The 17,985-nt window shown below is 61.8% G+C and carries 13 protein-coding genes; 4 read left to right on the top strand and 9 right to left on the bottom strand.

Features of this window, described 5'->3' with window-relative positions:
• Window positions 1-105 precede the first annotated feature (105 nt).
• The 6 genes from Q0D75_RS12740 to Q0D75_RS12715 form a co-directional block, all read right to left on the bottom strand.
• Window positions 106-957: a UvrD-helicase domain-containing protein gene (locus tag Q0D75_RS12740; RefSeq protein ID WP_291053971.1), complete on the bottom strand. Its 852-nt coding sequence runs from the start codon at window positions 955-957 to the stop codon at window positions 106-108.
• Window positions 954-2,669: a hypothetical protein gene (locus Q0D75_RS12735; RefSeq protein WP_291053969.1), complete on the bottom strand. Its 1,716-nt coding sequence runs from the start codon at window positions 2,667-2,669 to the stop codon at window positions 954-956. The genes Q0D75_RS12740 and Q0D75_RS12735 overlap by 4 nt, the downstream gene beginning before the upstream one ends.
• Complete coding sequence (locus Q0D75_RS12730) at window positions 2,666-3,784, bottom strand: XRE family transcriptional regulator (protein ID WP_291053968.1); 1,119 nt, start codon at window positions 3,782-3,784, stop codon at window positions 2,666-2,668. The genes Q0D75_RS12735 and Q0D75_RS12730 overlap by 4 nt, the downstream gene beginning before the upstream one ends.
• Window positions 3,777-4,574, bottom strand: a complete 798-nt coding sequence (locus tag Q0D75_RS12725) for a hypothetical protein (RefSeq protein WP_291053967.1) — start codon at window positions 4,572-4,574, stop codon at window positions 3,777-3,779. Before Q0D75_RS12725 ends, Q0D75_RS12730 begins: the two co-directional genes overlap by 8 nt.
• A gap of 97 nt (window positions 4,575-4,671) precedes the next feature.
• The gene (locus Q0D75_RS12720; RefSeq protein ID WP_291053966.1) at window positions 4,672-7,449 is read right to left on the bottom strand and encodes a DNA methyltransferase; all 2,778 of its coding nucleotides are present in this window, start codon (window positions 7,447-7,449) and stop codon (window positions 4,672-4,674) included.
• A 2-nt stretch (window positions 7,450-7,451) separates the two neighbouring features.
• Window positions 7,452-10,718: a helicase-related protein gene (locus Q0D75_RS12715; RefSeq protein ID WP_291053964.1), complete on the bottom strand. Its 3,267-nt coding sequence runs from the start codon at window positions 10,716-10,718 to the stop codon at window positions 7,452-7,454.
• Between the two features lie 1,466 nt (window positions 10,719-12,184).
• Between Q0D75_RS12715 and Q0D75_RS12710 the strand changes: the two genes are divergently transcribed.
• Window positions 12,185-13,096 carry a hypothetical protein gene (locus tag Q0D75_RS12710; RefSeq protein ID WP_291053962.1) on the top strand — a complete coding sequence of 304 codons (912 nt, stop codon included), beginning with the start codon at window positions 12,185-12,187 and terminating at the stop codon, window positions 13,094-13,096.
• On the opposite strand, the gene Q0D75_RS12705 is transcribed toward Q0D75_RS12710, so the two are convergent.
• Window positions 13,050-13,784: a DNA/RNA helicase domain-containing protein gene (locus Q0D75_RS12705; RefSeq protein ID WP_291053960.1), complete on the bottom strand. Its 735-nt coding sequence runs from the start codon at window positions 13,782-13,784 to the stop codon at window positions 13,050-13,052. The two genes, Q0D75_RS12710 and Q0D75_RS12705, sit on opposite strands and share 47 nt — an antisense overlap.
• Between Q0D75_RS12705 and Q0D75_RS12700 the strand changes: the two genes are divergently transcribed.
• Window positions 13,784-14,419 (top strand): hypothetical protein, encoded by a 636-nt coding sequence (locus Q0D75_RS12700; RefSeq protein ID WP_291053958.1) that lies wholly within the window; start codon window positions 13,784-13,786, stop codon window positions 14,417-14,419. The genes Q0D75_RS12705 and Q0D75_RS12700 overlap by 1 nt on opposite strands.
• A gap of 235 nt (window positions 14,420-14,654) precedes the next feature.
• Here the strand turns inward: Q0D75_RS12700 and Q0D75_RS12695 are convergent, their stop codons facing one another.
• Window positions 14,655-15,218 (bottom strand): DNA/RNA helicase domain-containing protein, encoded by a 564-nt coding sequence (locus tag Q0D75_RS12695; protein WP_291053956.1) that lies wholly within the window; start codon window positions 15,216-15,218, stop codon window positions 14,655-14,657.
• Between the two features lie 57 nt (window positions 15,219-15,275).
• Between Q0D75_RS12695 and Q0D75_RS12690 the strand changes: the two genes are divergently transcribed.
• Window positions 15,276-16,166: a DUF6602 domain-containing protein gene (locus Q0D75_RS12690; protein WP_291053954.1), complete on the top strand. Its 891-nt coding sequence runs from the start codon at window positions 15,276-15,278 to the stop codon at window positions 16,164-16,166.
• 161 nt (window positions 16,167-16,327) lie between these two features.
• On the opposite strand, the gene Q0D75_RS12685 is transcribed toward Q0D75_RS12690, so the two are convergent.
• Window positions 16,328-16,648 carry a nucleotide pyrophosphohydrolase gene (locus tag Q0D75_RS12685; protein WP_291053952.1) on the bottom strand — a complete coding sequence of 107 codons (321 nt, stop codon included), beginning with the start codon at window positions 16,646-16,648 and terminating at the stop codon, window positions 16,328-16,330.
• An 88-nt stretch (window positions 16,649-16,736) separates the two neighbouring features.
• On the opposite strand from Q0D75_RS12685, the gene Q0D75_RS12680 reads away from it, so the two are divergent.
• Entirely contained in the window at window positions 16,737-17,984 is a 1,248-nt protein-coding gene (locus Q0D75_RS12680) for a hypothetical protein (RefSeq protein WP_291053950.1), read from the top strand.
• The last annotated feature ends 1 nt before the right edge of the window (window position 17,985 follow it).

Here is a 17,985-nt window from a genome sequence, read left to right as displayed (position 1 = left end):
GTGATGCCCTTTCGAGTGAGAGTTAGAAGGCTTCTCGAAGGTGTCCCCGGTGGCCACGCTGTTCTTTCAGTGGGGCCGTTGTTACTCGGGGTTCGTTACACCACTCTACGGGGCACTACTGAGTTCGGTGACGATCTGTGCCACGCTTGACGCCTCGTCGCTGAGTGCAATCCCGCTCCGGACGACCAATCGGCCGCCTTCGATGGCACTCGCCAGCGCTGGCGCATCGAACTGACGCGTTCGAATGGCGTTCGCCACTGCCGGGATGACGCCGGAGGGGTCACGGAATGACGTCTCCGGGAGCACGATCGTGTGTTCCTGTCCGGCGGCAGCACACGCCTCATTGATTCGTTCGACGCGGACGCCATCCGCGACGAGGAATGTGTAGATGCATTGATTGGGATCGCCGAGCAAAATCATGCGGCTGCTCGGGGTGATCAGCTCGAGCAGTTGCTGCTGCGCATCGCCGATGTCTTGAAATTCGTCCACGATCACCAGGCCCCAGCGCGAGCGAAGATGCGCCGCGACCGCGGGCGACGCTCGTGCGATCTCGAGCGCTAACGGAAGAAGACTCCCGTAGCCGATCTCATTGCCCGCCAGGCCGAGCTTTTCCCTAGCGGGGCTGACGAGCACCACGTCTCCGCGGCCGATCATGCTCCCGAACCTCCGGACGATCGAGAAAGCAAGGGAGTGGAAGGTCATCACATCGACACGATCGGCATTCTTCCCTAGTACCTCGCTCGTCCCCGATGCGATCCGAGCGACGGACGCGCGAGAAAACGACAGGAACAGCACCCGTTCATGGGGCTTCGCATCCTGAACCCGTTCGAGGTGCGCGGCTGCGGCCGCCAGTGCGCTCGTCGTCTTGCCGACCCCCGCGCCTCCGAGCACAACCGTGAGCTCTGCCTCTGTCTCGACGACCTGAGCTTGCTCGGGGTTCTGGGCTGCCCAGTTCATAAGAGCGCAGGAAGGTCGATGCGCCCAAGCTCACCGACGCAGAGCGCCTCGATCACGGCGCGGGCAGTCGGCGGCTTCACCGTGAGCGCCTCGACCCACGCGGGCCCGAGCCCCTGCTTCTTCAGGATCTTCTTGGAGATCAGGTGTTCGGCGATCTCATCGTCCGCGAGATCGTCTGGCAGCGGAGGCATGCCGAGCGTGGCCAGCGACTCGACGACCTCCCGCAGGTTCTCCCCCGGTACTCCTCGAATGAGCGCCGCCTCAACTGCTGTGCGGTCAGGAAGCACTACAAGTTGCTCGGTCAGCTCCTCCAGCGCGGCGACGGCCGGCTCCTCTTGCCGGGGCTTGTCGTTGTCGACAATCGCACGCACATGGAAGCCAAGCTGCAGCGCAACCTCAGCTATTGCCGGCAGCCGCGAGATACCCCCGTCAGTACCCGGTGGCGCGATCAAACGGATGCCGTTCGCTGCCAATCCGTGCTTTCGCTCACCCGTCTTCCTGAACAGCCTCGCCGCCAGTGCGCCGTAGCCCTCCACGTCGAGGGGGCCTTCGACTAGCGCGACCGTACGTGCGCTCAGCGCGGCCAGGAGCTGGTCGAGCACGAGCCGACGCGTGACACGGGCGGCTTTGTCCGTTACGTCAGGGAGCTGATGCTGCGCGCGACCTCCATCGGTGCGTGTCATGCGGATGAGTTCTTCTGGCTTGAAGGCGCGGACAACTTCTGGGCGACGCGTCGTGAGGATGGACTGGCCCGCCGTCGCGTGCAGCAGGCTCGCCATGTATTCGGACGACGACGCATCCAGACCATCGCCGAAGTCATCACCGATAACGACAACGCCGGACTCCGCCGCGCGCGCCGCCGCGATGGCTTCCGCCACCGAGAACACATTCTGGATCGTCGACCCGTGCGAACGGATCGGCAAGGGTCCTGCCGCATCGAGCGACAGCGCAGGCTGCAGCGCGCGAAGAAGGGCTGCGAGCGAGCCGTCATCCGCGACGAAGTCAACTGCGCCGGGATCGTCCACACCAAAAAGTGTCTTCGGACCGGCGTCGAGTACCTGATCGAGCACGTCCGTCACGACGGATGCGCCCGCGAAGTCACCCGTCGCTGAGCGCACACCGTCATCCAGTCCAGCGAGTGCATCGTCGAGTCCACTCGAATCCGATGCGGCCAACAGGGTTCGAAGTGCCCCCTCGGCGCGAAGCTGCAGAGCGGGCGCACTATCGATGAACTGCACAGGCAACGCTTCGCGCTCCATCCGGCCAACGCGCTTGAATGAGTTCGCCGCCGGGTCGCTCCTCGCCGGGAAGTCGACCCAGTGATCGCCACTGTCGGCATCGAGGTCGTAGCGGATGCGGTAGCAGAGACGGACACCGAGAACGGCACCCGCGCCGCCGCCCGTCCCTGCGGGCGTCGCAGCCTCAGGGTCGAATGCTTCGAGGCTGTCGCTGAGCAGCGTCTCAAGCTGCGCCCCGAGCTTGAGGAGGGTCACCTCCACCTCAGTCAAGGTTTCGTCTCCGATCGGGCGGTGGATGTCGAGCGGATTGACACGCGCCCGCGTGCTGCGCGGGTCGAGCACGCGCCGCAGCGCCTCAACGAGGTCACTGCGGCCTGCCTGCGGTTCCCCCGCAATGACAACATCGGCGGGGAGCGCCAGCTCGACATCCTCAAAGCCGCGGAAGCGCTGGATCCGGATTCTCGCAACTCTCACGACATCGCCTGATTCAGAGCGGCCGTCGCCGGAACGCGCGACGCAGCGATGGCATAGAGCCCTACAGGTAGCCCCGAACCAGCGAGGAATGCAGCCTCATCCACCCCAGCCTCAAAGAGCACCTCACGCGCGCGCGGCAGCATCGAGGGCATCTCCAGCGACGAAATCCGCCCCGGCTCCGCTCGGCGCCAACCGTTTTGTGACATGCGGATGACTGCGTTGCGGTAGGAAATGTCGCTCATGATCCCCAGCGCACGAGCCCGATACAGCAGTGCCGCGAGACTGACGCCCCAATACTCCTTGAGCTCTGCAAGCTGCGCCCACGCCTTGCCCGCGGTCGAAGTCGGAAGGGATGGCGCGATCTCCTCGGCCGGCATCAGGAAGTCAGATGCAAACCGGTTGGCCTGCTCCTCCGCGATCTTGCCGCCGGGCTCGGCGTCGTGGTGCATGATCAGGTGGCCGAGCTCGTGGGCCACGTCGAAGCGCTGCCGGTAGTAGTCGTCCTTCACGGGGTTCAAGACGATGATCGGTCGCGTCGCCGAATGCAGTGAGTAGGCATCGATCGCAGCCACGCCAGGCTCGCTGAACACCACCACGACACCACTGCGCTCGACGAGACGGACGACATGCTGCACCGGCCCCGGCGCGACACCGAAGAAGGCACGCGCCTCGCGTGCGGCCTCTTCGGGTGTCATCGAACGCTCATCGGGGTCGACCGGGAGGTCTGGCAAGAGCGCCTCTGGAAACTCGACGGCGTTCTCCAGCATCCCCGCGATCTCAGCTACGAACCGGCCGTACGCTTCAGCCTCGTCCTGAGCGATCTGGGGCGTCGAGCGGAGCGAGCGAAAGTGCGGCTTGTTTGTCTTCGGCGGCGCTCCTCCCCCAAAGAACTGCGGCTCGACCTGAAGCGCTAGCGCAAGCTTGGCCACCGTCGCACGATTGGGCTGCTTGGCGCCGCTCTCCCAGGCCGTGACGGACGCCGGCGACATCTCGATGAGCGCCGCGAGGTGGGATTTCTTGAGCCCCTTGAGCTGACGCGCCATGGTGAGGCGCTCACCGTTGAAGAACGAGGCTGCGGCGGCGAGCGTCTGGGACGGCCGACGCGCCTCAACCATTCGCCGCGCCCGACCCTTCGCCCGCGCCCGTTCGCTTGATCCGCACCGGCACGTCCTCGACATCCGTCGAAGCGCCACCGCTCGGCATCGTTGGCGCGACTGGCAGGCCCGTGCCGCCCGTCGGGGTACCGCCGGAGAGCAGCAGCTTCTTCCAGTGCCAGCAGGAGTCGTCTACGTGCTCCGGATTTTTGCTCTGGCCGATGTAGAGCTCGAACTGCTTGGTGGTCGGGTTGAAGGCGTGGGCCGCGATCAGCGTCACGCCGGAGAAGTCGTCGTCGTCCGGGATACCCGGGATCGATTCGAGACCGAACTCTTCGTCGCTGAAGAGCGTGTTGTCGCCGACGAACAGCTGATCCGCGACGCGCCTCTTCGCGTCACTACGCTGTACCCACTTGATGTCGTCGACCTTGCCAAAGGGGTAGGACTGCAACAGCACCCGGTAGCCCTCCACCGCCCAGCCAGGAGACTGCTTGTAGTCCCGACGCACAACGACGCCCGCCGCGAGGTGCGGCATCGCGTTGAACGCCTGCGGCGTGATGCCGCGCTTGAGCACGTCTCCACCGAGGCTGTCGAGTCCCTCGCCCAACTTGAACCGTCCGTTGGAGGTCGCCCGATCGATGAGATCCTGGAGGTGCTTGAAATTGAGGTAGCCGACGACGCCCTGATCGTGGCCCTGGTCTTCGTCGTAGAGCTGATCCGTCGCCTCGAACGACACCGGCGCTCCCCACTTCAAGACATCGAGGAGCGCGGATGCCTGGAGAGCGGCGAGGGCTTCATCTTCTGCGGTCATGAACTCAGACTAGCCGTTAGTCAGTATATTACGCACTCACTTTCACTCTTGGCGTGTCATTGCGGCTCCTGGTTCACCGAACGGGAACTGTCGGAGGCTACGGGCTCACGAAGTCATCGAAGTCGAAAAGTGCGCCTTCAGGCGGATCCTGCTGTGTCAGCTTCGAGTAACGCCTCAACATGAGTCGCTGGCGCGCCTCCGTGGTCGACTCCGGCTGAACGCCGAACACTGCGTCGATGACGGCATCAATTGCAGCGTGAGCCTGACGAACAGGCTCGGGTATTCGGCCAATTTCGTACAAATCCGCCAGCGACTCGTTGCTATATCTCCCGCGCGCGGCAACCAGCTGGGCCGCGGCTTTTACCAACGCGCGTCGCCGCTGCTCGCTGACGGGAGGCAGCGGGAACGAGTTGTACACGAACGTGTTTGAGAATCGAAGGTCGGACTTAATCCGTCCACCAACGCCGCGCATCCAGAGAATGAACATTGATGAAGACAGAACACCGAGCGCAAACCCGTCGGCGTCCTCAACCATAAAATTGGCGTCACCGCAAATTACCTCTGGCGGTAGTCGCTTTGCTGTAAAGAACTCCCGCGTCTGACCCACATGGCGCGGAATGCCAAGATAGCTCGTGCGCGGCTGTCGCCTCTCATCGAAGAGATGCGGGGTTGCGGCCTTTGCGCGGGTTGCGGCCTTTTTGCTATTGAGGCGGAATTCACGCACGGCCGCTACTCGCTCGGTCAAGAACTCGCTCGCAGCGATCTCGGCATCGTCGATCGCTTCGAGCCAAATGCACCAGCGCTCGATGTCGTGCAGCAGCTCCCTAGCGCCAACGAACTGTCGAAGGTACTTCGCTGCTACGCCGTCAGCACGTACCCGCGCAAGTTGGCTGGCCTCGACAAAGAAGTTCCCGTCATCAGTTGGTTGACTGCCCTTAGTCACTGCCGGTAGCCATGGAACAACAGGACGAGTCGAACTTGAAACGAAGACGTTTGAAGCGGGCAGGAGGTAGGGATTGATGTTAGGAACGTCCGCCGGGGTGCCTTCACCTCTCCCTCCCTCGGGGTAAGTCCACAGCACCGCCTTCGGAACCGTCCGCTTGTCATAGCCAATGATCGATACGTGAACCGCGGCGCCATCTGGCGCCTCAGTTACCCATTGGAAGGATCGATGCGCGAATCTACACCGCCACCCCGCTTCCAAAATCGGACGCCATAAGTGCTCCGCGGCTTCGCCCTGAGATATCGAGTTTGTGGAGACGAATGCCCACCTCCCCGCCAAGTCTCCGAAGTATTCAGCCGCTAGCGCGTACCAGCAGGTGACGTAGTCTAGATACCCGTTGTAGCGGGCTCCCCAGATTCTGCGTACGTCGGCCGTTTGCTCAGCGGTCTTCGTGTACTGGCCGATAAACGGCGGGTTGCCAACAATGATGACGTCGGGCGTAGGTTCTACCAGCTTGCGCCAATCCGCCCGGAGAGCATTCCCCTTGAGAATAGTCGGCGCGATCCGAATGGGCAGGCGGTCGGGGGCATACCCAAAGTCCTGTTCCATTCGCTGGTTGGCGAGGTGATCGACAAGCAACATCGCGGTCTCGGCGATGCGGGCAGGCCACTCCTCAATCTCGATGCCATAGAAGTGATCGAGACGGACTTTGAGATGGCCGGTGACATCGAACGAGAGCTGAGCAAAGTCTTTGCCCTTGTCTTGCAGGTCAAGCTGACGCTGTCGAAGAAGTAGGTCGAGTTCGAGCGCACGAAGCTCGCGGTAGGCAACGATCAGGAAGTTGCCACATCCGCACGCAGGGTCGAGCACTCGAACTCGCCCGAGATCGTTGTGAAGTTTTGTGAGTTGCCCGCGATCGTTCCGACTGCTTTCCAAGCGTTGCCGGAACTCAGTGAGGAACAGCGGCTCGATCGTGCGAAGAATGCTCTCCTCAGTCGTGTAGTGCTCGCCGCCGTGGCGCCGAGACTTCTTGTCTTTCACCGTCTGAAACATTGAGCCGAAGATGGCCGGCGAGATGACCGACCAGTCGAAGTCGCCCGCATCGATCAGTTCAGTACGGAACGCATGAGTGAGCGGTCCCATGGTGAACTCGTCAGTGAATAGCCCGCCATTGACGTATCGAAACTCTTGGACCACTTCCGGCAGCCCAGGCCGGCGCCGCTCTTGGCTAAGTGCCTCGAACAGTGCACTCAGATCATCAGCCAAAGTATCCGCCGTGGTGTTGTCAACAAGGAAGGCCTGGAACTGGTCGGGGCGGACTGGGTGCTTCCACATGCCTGAGTCGTCGGCGAAGTAAAGAAAGAGGAGCCGAGCAAGGAGCAACGTCGAGTTGTGTTGGTTCCACCCGGAGGTTTCGAGCTCGGCGTAGAGCATGTTCATGAGTCGAGCGGCCTGGGCAGCGGTGGTTTCCGCTTCGTGATCAAACGCTCCGCGCATCCGCGAGAGGAGATCGACAAGCGTCAGTTCTTCGTCGAAGCCGATCGTGATGGCCTGAAGCTGGCGGACAAGTCGGGCGTCGCTGTCACCGATTCGGCGCTCGTGAAGGACAAGCTTTGCGTTGGCGCCTCCCATCTGCGCCCGTCGTGGCCACCGCCATGCCTGGCTCTGCTCGTCCGCAAATATGACGAGGCGCTCGAGATTCTTCGCACCGATCGTCTGGTCGATCAGACGCTGCTCCGACCGCGAAGGCATTCCATCGTGGAACCACACGCGCAGGCCTTTGAACCCAGCAACCTGCGTCAGTCGGTACGTGCCGCTCTCAGTGGCCACCTCGAAGTCTCTCTGATCTGGGTTGCTCCACCCCAGGCGGTCCACGAAGAGGTCTCGGAAGTCCCGCCGATCGACGAGATCCAGAAATTCGGAATTGCCCACGGCTAACTCACTCCCATGGTGCTCACGATGCGAATGGAGTCGTTGCCCGATCGACGTTCGATGACGAGCTTGTCCTCCCGAGCCAATGCGGCGACACGGCTGGCAAGCTCGTCATCCGACGCGCCGTTGCGTACGGCGTTGCGAAGCCGTCGGTCTGCTTCGTTGGTCAGCGGGTGCTGGTAGAGCAGATCAAGCGCTGCTGATGCCTCGGGCCCGAAATCGAAGAGGCTCTCGCCGAGTCGCTTCCAGATCTGTCGCCGAACCCCTCGGAGACGCCCCGCGGCGACGATCGGGTTGGCGAGAGGGCCACGCACGAGATCGGTAATCAACTCGTCCTGGTTCGGCAGCCGCTCCACCGAGGGTTCGTCCGGGCTGCTCTCGAAGACACGGAGCGCCTCGAATCCTGTCAGAAGTCGAGTTTCACCGGCGGGAGTAGTCCACCCAAAGCCGTCGATGCCGGCCTCAGTGCGGATGTAGCAGCCGACCCCCGGTTCAATGTCGGTGACACGCTTTGCGCGGGTCGCGTCGACCAGATCCGGCAGGCGACGAGCACGCTCTGCGGCATCCGGGGTCTGCTCCAGTGCGTTACTCCAGTACTGATACGCCAGGCTCGCCGCGTCGATGTCCTCAACGTCCTCGGCCTCGTCGAGGGTGCCGTTGTAGAGGTCGTTGATCGCCCGAACCTCGTCCTCAGAGCCGAAGAACTGCTCGTCGGAGCCGAAGGCCTGCGCGTTCTGCTGCAGTCGGTCTGCGATGCGCTGACGAAGCGAAAGGACGTTGTTCAGAGATCCGTGGAAGATCGAGTAGAGCAGGACTTCGGAAGACTCTTGCCCAACACGGTCGACACGACCAGCGCGCTGAATCAGACGGACGATAGCCCACGGCAAGTCGTAGTTGACGACGATGTGCGCGTCCTGGAGGTTCTGTCCTTCGCTGAGGACATCAGTGGAGATAAGCACACGAAGCTCATCACCCCCGCGTTCGACGTCGCCCTTACCGCGCAGCCTGTTCGAACGGGGAGAGAAGCGACGTGCGAGCTGAGTGGGATCTTCGTCGTCTCCTGTTGCGGAATCCACGGCATCGATCCCCATTGAACGGAGGGCGGTCGCGACGTAGTTGGCGGTGTCTTTGTACTCCGTGAAGACCAGGACCTTGTCGCCTGGGTGCTCGTCCGCGATCAACCTGGCAAGCGCGGCTAGTTTAGAGTCGCGTCCGATTTCCCACGGCCCGTACGCGTCCAGGAGGGCGGCAAGCGCCTCGGTATCGGCGCGCAGTGCGTCTCTTAGGCCCGGAGTGAACAGTTCCGGACGGATCCACGTCACGTAGGCAGGATCCGCATCGACCAACGCCTGATAGCGCTGCGCGGCCGCATCCCCAAGCCGCTCCATGTCATCCACCTCGTGTTCGATGATGTCGTCGTCGTCCAAGAGATCCGCCTCCTGGATAGTGCCGGTCGGCAACGGAAGGCCGCTATCGATCGCGTAGAGGAACAATTCGTTCCGCGCGACGTGACGCCGTAGCGAAAGCGTGAACGCATAGCCACCCGACGAAAGTCGTTTATACAGCGTGGTGCGCACGAAGCCTGCCACCTGACCTCGCGCGCGACGCAGGTTTTCGACGATCCCCTTGTCCTCCACCGACCATTCGGACTTGCGCTTCTCGTCGACGTACGCGGTGAGCGAGTAGCGCGGAAGTATGAGGTTTTGCAGGGTGTTGAGCGTCTCATCGCTGACCATCAGCGCGGCAGGATCGCCGTGCTCGAACGGGTGGTCGATCGGACGAGCAACACGGTCGGGGAATCGGAACTTGGTGCCGTCAGCGAACCGGAGGTACTTCGATCCGTCGTCGTCAGTCTCGGAGTAGTTGTTCTTGATGAACGTCCTGGTGCGCCGCACCAGGTGCTCGCTCATGAGTCGCTTCCAGTCGTCCGCATCCTCGGATCGCTTGAACGCCTGCAGCGTGGTGACCTTGCCATCAACGCGGTCAGCGAGCCTCGGATCCGCCGCGAGCGCGTTGACCGGCGAGATGCCAAGATCCTCATCGGGCTGGATGAAGAGTCCGAGCTGGTTTGCCACGTCCTCGAAGCGTCGGTTATACGGCGTCGCCGTCAGCAGCAGCGCCTTCGCCCCAACCCGATCGATGTACTCCAGCACGGCCTGATAGTCACGCCGCTTGTCGTTTCGGAGCGTGTGGGATTCATCGATGATGACGAACCGGTAGCGACTGATCGCCGGCAGCACGTTGTGCGCCTCGGTGTAGGAGACGACACGTCCTGGAACCTCGTAGGCGTCGAAGTAGTCCTCCCACATCTGCTTTAAGTTCTTCGGGCAGACGACCAGGGGAAGATACCCGTGCTCCTCGCGAAGCATCAGCGCGACCGCGACGGCAGTAATTGTCTTGCCGAGACCGACCACATCGCCCAGCATGGTGCCGCCGCGCGTGACGATCCTGCGCGCAAGTGTGCGCACGGCCGTTGCCTGGTACTCGAGAAGTTCGGACTGCACCTCGAGCGGGACGGAGTACTCGTCCTGGCCTTCTCGAACATCACGCGAAAGGTCGTAACAAAGTTTGAGGAACACCTCGTAGGGAGGCTTTGGTTTCACCGAAGCCCACGACTCATCAAGCAGCGCCAGCAAATCAGCAGTGACGACTCGGCTGTGCGGGTCGTTCCATCGAGCTTCGAACCACGCCGCAAGATCCTTGCCGCCACCAAACGAATCCGGCACGTCTACGTTGAGTTCGAGGTTCGAGTTCAGCCCCGGCGCAGTCAGGTTGCTGCTGCCGACGAATCCCATGATCGGCGAGTTGAGATCATGGCGATGGAAGATGAAGGTTTTGCCGTGGAGCGGACGACGCGTGAATACCCGCACCTCGACCTTGCCGGCCTCCAGATGCTCGCGAAGGGACGCGAGCGTCTTGCGATCGGCGGCCGTAGGAACTCCTCGCATCAGCTGCACCCGTAAATGGTCGAGGAGCTGCGCCTTCCGCTCCTTCGAAATCTGCGCATCCGCATCAGGGCGCGGCTGCCCGTCTACGGTCGCCTGAAGCTGGTCGAGCGTCTCTTCTTCGGGTCCGGCGAAGACCATTCCGATGAGGATCCGCGCAACGGGCGCCCCCGAGGCCTCTCTGGCCGCGACGATCTGATCGAACTCGCTCCAGCCCCGAAGATTGAAGTACCCGACCGCGACATCCATCCGATCAAAGTCGTTCAGCGTCGCCTGGAGGTGCTCGCCGAGGCGAAGCTCGATGTTGTCGAAAATCCGGGTCACGGCGCTCCTTCGTCGCTTCCCGGATTCCCAGGAAGATGGTTCACCCTCAGAGTACCGAGGCGCCCAGACACCATCCACAAGTACGCGTGACAGGCGTGGCGGCTGCCAACAATAGCGCGCCCGCAGCGTCCAGCACGTCATCGTCGCGAGGAGCGCGTTGTTGCGGGCCTGCTTGGAGCCTGCGACCTTGCGGACGATGCTCACCGCCGCTGCAGCGCGGACCCCAGCGCTCGAGCCCGCTCCAACGATCTACTGAGCACACCACTCGTGCACGGCAGCTACGCTCTAGCCGCCGGCGTAGAGTCGCAGGGGCCCGTTGGATGGATAAGTGCCAGAGTCATCTTTTCGTACAGCAGTCCCCGGCGCCTATCACGTCGGGATTGGTCACGACCCATAGCACTACGCGATCTAGGCTAAGACACAGAACTTTCAATTTACAACGCTTCGATCTCGCAATCGTTGGCCCTAATCCAGAGGGTGTCGGCGCAGTCCTCTGAGCAAGCCTTCCATGGCATGATCCGAACAACCTTTGGCACGCGAATCCCACAGTTTCGGCATCGGCGAAGTTGGCCCGCGGTATACCCCCGATCAAGCAGCAGTACGTCGCCGCCAGCATCGCCACTGCAAGCGATGTCTTGCTCGGACTCGTAGAGAGACTTCGCCAGGTCCTTCCAATCAGACTTTGGTTCGGGATCATTCACCCAGTCGGAGAGCAAGTGAATGAGGGCTTCATTGGCGCACACACCATCACTGTGCGCCCGGCGCCTGAACTCATCGGCGAGATACGTCGGAACGATCAAAGAGCTGAACATGGTTGAGGGTGTCATACCACCAATGATACGAGGTGGATGTACACCCCGCAAGCCGTGAACCTCTGGCACCATTGGTCAATGCCCAATCAGCCCAAGACGCCACACAGGTCTTTCCGGATTCCGCCCGAGCTCTACTCGGCGGCTCAGGCAAAAGCGGCGCGGCAGGGCCGAACACTGACCGACGTTGTGAAGGAACTCCTCCAGAACTACGTCGATTCTGCCGACTAACTAGCCCTGAGCCTGCGAGACGAACTACTTCGATTTCGTCCAATCGATGATTCTCATCTCTCGAGGATGCATCACCATCACCAAAGGGCATCGCGAATAGAGCCTCCAATTTCTGATCATGATGAATCTCAGCTCGAGCAACGTGGATTCGCCGAAGAGCGTAAAGAACTCTTGGCGGAGTTCTGTGCACTACCTCGCACTGGCGATGTGTTGGCCTGGCAACGACGGCTAGCGAACGCGATTATTAGTGGAGAGCATGAGTCGCGCGGCGAAAATCGTGACGATGCGAAGCGTCACCGTCATCTCCTCCGCGTCATCGGGGACGCCCTCGTACATGAGCTACTACCCGCCCACACGATCCGTACTCTCTCTCGGGCCCCGGGCAAACCGGCTCACATCGCCTCACAGGGAGACGATTTCGAGTTCGTGTTCGAACGAGCTCGCGAGATAAAGCTTGCGGGCTCGATCCCAATCCTGGCTGATCTGACAACACTCATCGGGGTTGGAGACATCATCGCTGTGGGCGAGAACAGCATCGCTATCGTCGAGTGCAAGAATCGGCCATCTCCGTCAGGCACACCTTCTGGCCGCCTCGCTAGACAAAAGGCTCGCGGTGAGCAAGCGGCGCGCTACCTCCAGTCCAGCTTTGTCGATGAGGGCGACAAAACTCGAGTTGCCGTCGCCTACGATCTGCCGGAACCCGACTATGAGCAAGTGGCGCTGCTACTAGAGGCAAGTATCACGTCGCCACATGGGATCGCTACGCATGAGCTGGGTGACCGAGATGTGTTGCTTGCCTGCGCGAAGGACGCCGATCGATCCGCATTGCTCTCCGCCATTCAAAGCGCAATGCCGCAGATCGAGGGAGATAGCGCTATTGCTTTCGCCTTTCTGAATGAACTAGTCGAGTCTTCGTCCCACCGCCGGCCATCCCCATCGAATTACCCGCTCCCTGCGGAGCTGCGCTGGCGACTTCTGGAAGGCGACCTGCAACTAATCCGGATAGTAGACACAAGTCGATTGGCATGTACATTCTCCGTGGATGAAATCGAACTACACCTCGTGCCCCGCCAGGGGCCCACGGGCCTGGAGGTAGAGGTAAACAGCAACGCACTGGAACATCCAGTCGTCGTGACTTCGGAATTGGCCGAAATTTGCGTCTGGACACCAGTGTCCGTTGAGAGAGTTAAGACTGCGATCATCCAGCACATCAGCTCGACGCTGGCATCATTGATCGATGTCGATGGGGATGAGGCGATCCTGCACTCACATCTTGCCGAAGGTGACGACGTCACGTACGTGACCAGGTACAGAAGTGAAGGCGGGGAAGTGCGATGATCACGCCGGCGTAGTTGAGGTCGTGGCCCTGCACGGTATAGATCGAACCCACCTCGTCGAGCGAACCCGGCGACGCGATCCAGTCGGTCTGGGTGCTGTTCCAGCGCATCCGCAGCTCGCCGATCTCGATGTCGTGGCCCGGCTTGCTGCCCTTCGTCTTCCACTCCCAGGCGTAGCCCGCGACCAGGCGTGAGAGGCCGACCTCGCGGTCTCGGCGCACGATCTCGGCACGCATCTCGGAGACGTCGTCGAACATGCGGAAGTCGTAGTCGCCGAAGTCGGGGACGGATGCGGGCCAGCCTGACCCTGTTGCGGCACCGAGCATCCGTCTCACGTGACCGACGTAGTCGGAACCGGCACGCACCCTCATCTGCGAAAGAAGAGGGTGATGATGGTCGACTGCCTTGGCGTCGGCGACGAGCCGCTCGAGGGCCGCGATCGGGATGTCGGCCGGCTTCACGCTCTGCGCGGGGTCGACCAGGAAGATCTGGTGGGTGCTCTTTGCCGTGATCCAGTCGAGCTGGGTCTTCGACGTGTCGTCGTGACCGAACAGCTTCGTCGTGATGTCGCGGAACTTGATGTTCAGCGCCGCCGCCGGCTGATTCGCGCGCTGGATGGGGCGATGCGTGTCGTCGACGATAAGAAGGTGGAAGTGATTCAGAGCGCAGATCCTGCCAGAATCGGGCAATGACCCCAGATCAGTTCGACGACATGTTCGAGCGCCTGCTGCAGGCCATCGAGGGATCGGGGCCGTCTGTCACCGACTGGCTGTCAGCCATCGCTACCGTCGTCACGGCGCTCGTTGCCCTGGTAGCGATTTGGTATGCCCGAGGGCAGCTGAAAGAGGCGTCCAGAGCACGCCAGCTTGCACAACAGCTCGACATAGAGCGTGCTCAGCCGTACATCGTCATCTATGCGGATGACAGTGCTTTCGGCCCCACCTATACCGACATCGTGATCAAGAACTTCGGGCAGACGGCAGCAAGGAACGTGCGTCTAAGCGTCGATCCTCCTCCCCAGCGGTCCACCGTTGAAGAAGGACGAAATAGGGTCGTGCGTTTCCCTGACGTCTTTCCGATTCTCGCTCCTGGACAAGAATGGCGGACGTTCTTCGACGGTAGCCATAGGCGATTTGGCAAAGGCTTGCCAAGTGAGCATCACGCTCATATTGAATTCGAAGGTATCGGCGGGAAGGCGCTCTCAAGTGATGCGGTTCTCGACTGGGACATTAACGAGACTCGCATTTGGCCGGTGACAAAAACCTTCGACGACCTTGTAAAGTCCGTCGATGACTTGACCGCCGAGGTTACGAGGCGACGCTAGCGACGCGCTAAGCCGAGTCGAGCGGTCTCAATCAGGAAAGATCTCATGCAATACCCAGTCCAGCATCTTCCCTGTGTGGACTGATGCAAACGAAGATGTCGCCCTCCTCGAACGGCCGTTCGAGGCAGGCCTGGAAGATCCGGAATTTCCAGAAGAGGGATAAAGCAGAGACGATGACCGGGAGTCCCCGGGTCGTCGAACTGGCCGCACACGATTGAAGGTCAGGGAAAAGCGGCTATTGGAATAGCCATTCGGCCGGCTTCACGCTCTGCGCGGGGTCGACCAGGAAGATCTGGTGGGTGCTCTTGGCCGTGATCCAGTCGAGCTGGGTCTTCGACGTGTCGTCGTGGCCGAACAGCTTCGTCGTGATGTCGCGGAACTTGATATTCAGCGCCGCCGCCGGCTGATTCGCGCGCTGGTTCAGGCGGTGCGTCTCATCGACGATGAGCAGGTCGAAGTCGGTCGCCGACTCCCCCACGTCGAACGCCGTCAGCACCATCGACGGGTCGAGACCGGGGGTCTTGCGAAAGACCTTCTGCACCGATTTGCGGAGCGATTGCTGCGGGATGACGAAGCCGATGCGGAGGTCGCGGAGGAGCATCCGGTGCTCGTCGGTGAAGAACTCGGAGAAGAGGGAGTCGCCGTCCTCGTCGAGGGCGTCGAGGCCGGTCGACGAGCGGATGTCGGCGAGCAGCTTGAGCAGGTAGATCGCGACGACGGTCTTGCCGGTGCCGGGGTCGCCCTGGATGACCGTGGTGCTGCGGACTATCGACGAGGCGTCGATCAATATGTGGAACATGCGTCTCAAAGCCGATAGCGTCTCCGGAACCTATCCAGCACGAAAAGAAATGAAGACATGAGCAAATTCTCGGCTCTCCTCGACCGAGCCACGCAAAGTGTTCAGGATGATTACGATCACGCACACGCGCAGGCCGTTTCGGGCGACTCACAGCGAGCCGGGCACGGAGGTGAGGCGACCTGGGCCGGCCTTTTAGAGCAATGGGGCCCCGGATGGCCCGTCGTCACTCGCAAGTACGTGGTCGGGCCGGGAGGAACCTCCAACGAGGTCGATGTCATCCTCTTGAGGCCGGACTATCCTCAACATCTGCACTCGGAGCCTGAAATATTGGCCAGCGGTGTGGCTGCCGCGTTCTCATCCAAATTAACCCTTCGAAAAAAGGACATCATCGAAGCGATACAACAGAAGAAGTTGCTCGTTGAGGTCGCTGGCGCCACCCCGCAAAACGTCCAAGAGGCACTACGGGGCCCATTTCCCTTCGGTCTGCTTTCACACTCCACAGATTTATTCAAGTCAAGCGACGACTTCGGCACGGCGATGAGAGAGCTCTACATTGACCTGACCGAGGAAAGCAGCCCGCCGCTGGTCTCGCACCCTCGCGAAGAATTGGACGCTCTCCTGATAGCGAACAAAGCGTTCTTCAGCGGCTCGCGAATCTCGCTTGCACCCGTTGGCACGCCCACCGCCGATTGGAGTCCTGTAAGCACCTTCAACTATCACGATGCCAACTCCAGCACGAAGGGCGTCCCTCTTGTGCAATTCGTAACTTGGCTGGCCGCTGCAGTATCTAACGGTCGTCATCATGCGTTGGAGTCGTTGGAGCCGATGTTCAGCGCGACCAGTTCCTCGGGCTTCATGCGCCCCTGGAGTCGGGACATATATCCGGACCATATCCGAGATGATGTCCGGCAGCTGCTTACGAACCTCGGCGGCCCGATTATGGTCTAGGGGCAAACTGCTCGTCTCGTAAAACCCGGGCACCATTATCGGGGGGGGCCTCGCGGACGACTACGTCGAGTATGTAGTCGACCGGCCAGTTGGTGATGCGCTTGTCGCCGCTTCGCGCCCAGACGCCGACCTCGGCCTTAGCGAACGGGAGGCGGACGATCTCAGAGCTGGTCATACTTCGTGGACGTGCCGCGGGACTTCTCGACGGGGTACTTCTCCCGGGTCTTCGCGAGCTTGGTGCGGACGATGTCGTCGGGGTTCAGCGTGAGGCGGGCGGCGAGGAGGTAGGCGTAGGTGAGCACGTCGGCGAGCTCGTCTTGGATCTGCTGCTCGCCCGCATCCGGGGACCACTGGAAGAGCTCAAGCAGTTCGGCGGCCTCGATGGAGATGCTCTTCGCGAGGTTCTCGGGGGTGTGGAACTGGGCCCAGTCGCGCTCGGCCACGAAGGCGGCCAGGGCTTCGTGAATGGTGGGGGTGGCCATGCGGCCAGGCTAGCAGCGAGGCTCTGGCGACGGAGGTACCGATCGACGCCCGTAGAATGCGAGCAGTGATACCTGAGGGGGGACCATCATGGCTCGACGACGAGGATTTCTGGCCGAGTACCAGCGCCAAGTGAGGCTCGCAGAGCAGCGCGATCGAGCAGCACAACGTCAGTACGACGCCTCGGTGCGACAGGCACAGGCTGCGCAGCGCTCCGCCGAGCGTGCTCAGGCCGCCTATCTTCGCGCCTCGGAGGCCGACCGCAAGCGGTTAGAGAAGGAAGCGGCCACAGCGCACATCGAAGCGATGCAAGCCGAAGTGAACAGCCGGAATGTGCGGCTCACGGAGACCTACGCCGAGATCGACGGCTTGCTGACCGCGACGCTCGCCATCGATGACTTCGTCGACCTCGAGAGCCTGCGGGTGGTCGTTCAGCACCCTCCATTCCCGCGTGACGACCTCCGCGTGCCGATTCCCGCACCGGCGCCCATCCCGGATCCCCCTCTGCCGGTGAAGCGCGAGCCACAGGAACCCACCGGGCTGTTCGGGCGGAAAAAGAAGATCGCCGACGCGCAGGCAGCCGTCGAGGCGCAGTACGCGACCGATTACTACGCGTGGCAGGCATACACCCAGGAGCTTCCCGGTCGGCGGGCCAGCCAGCAGGCGCAGTACGAAGAGGCCGAACGGAAGCGCCAGCACGCGCTGGACCAGGCGCTCGAGACGTACCGAATCGAATGTGAGGCGCGGGACACCGAGGCATCCAAGCAGAACGCTGAACTCGACGAACTGATCGCAGCTCTGGGTTACGGAGTGGTCGAGGCCGTGCAGGAGTACGTCGGGATCGTGCTCGCGAACTCTGTGTACCCCGAAGACTTTCCCGTCTCCCATGAGGCGACGTTCGACCCCTCGAATGCCGAGCTGAGACTGCGCGTCGTCATTCCCGGCCCGGCGGCAATACCCACCATCAAGACCTATCGATATGTGAAGGCGAGCGATGAGATCACCTCGTCCGATCTGTCTCAGAAAGACCAGAAGGACCGCTACTTGGGCGTGGTCAATAACGTCTCGCTCCGCAGTCTGCATGAGGTCTTCGAGGCCGACCGCCGAGGACTGGTCCAGGCGATCTCGCTGGAACTGGGAACGGAGACGATCAGTCCGGCCACCGGGCGCGAGGTCTACGTGCCGTTCGTGGTCGCGTCGGTCGCACGCGCACCGTTCATGGAACTCGATCTGTCTGCCGTGACTCCCTCGGCGACGCTCGAGCACCTCCGAGCAGGTGTCTCAAAGAATCCGTTCGCGCTGACCCCGATCAGCACCACGGGAGTTCGGAAGGCCTGAC

This window comes from Herbiconiux sp., assembly GCF_023264855.1.
Classification (GTDB): Bacteria; Actinomycetota; Actinomycetes; order Actinomycetales; family Microbacteriaceae; genus Herbiconiux.
The sequence above is the reverse complement of the archived record's forward strand: the minus strand, read 5'-3'. Positions and strand labels throughout refer to the sequence as shown.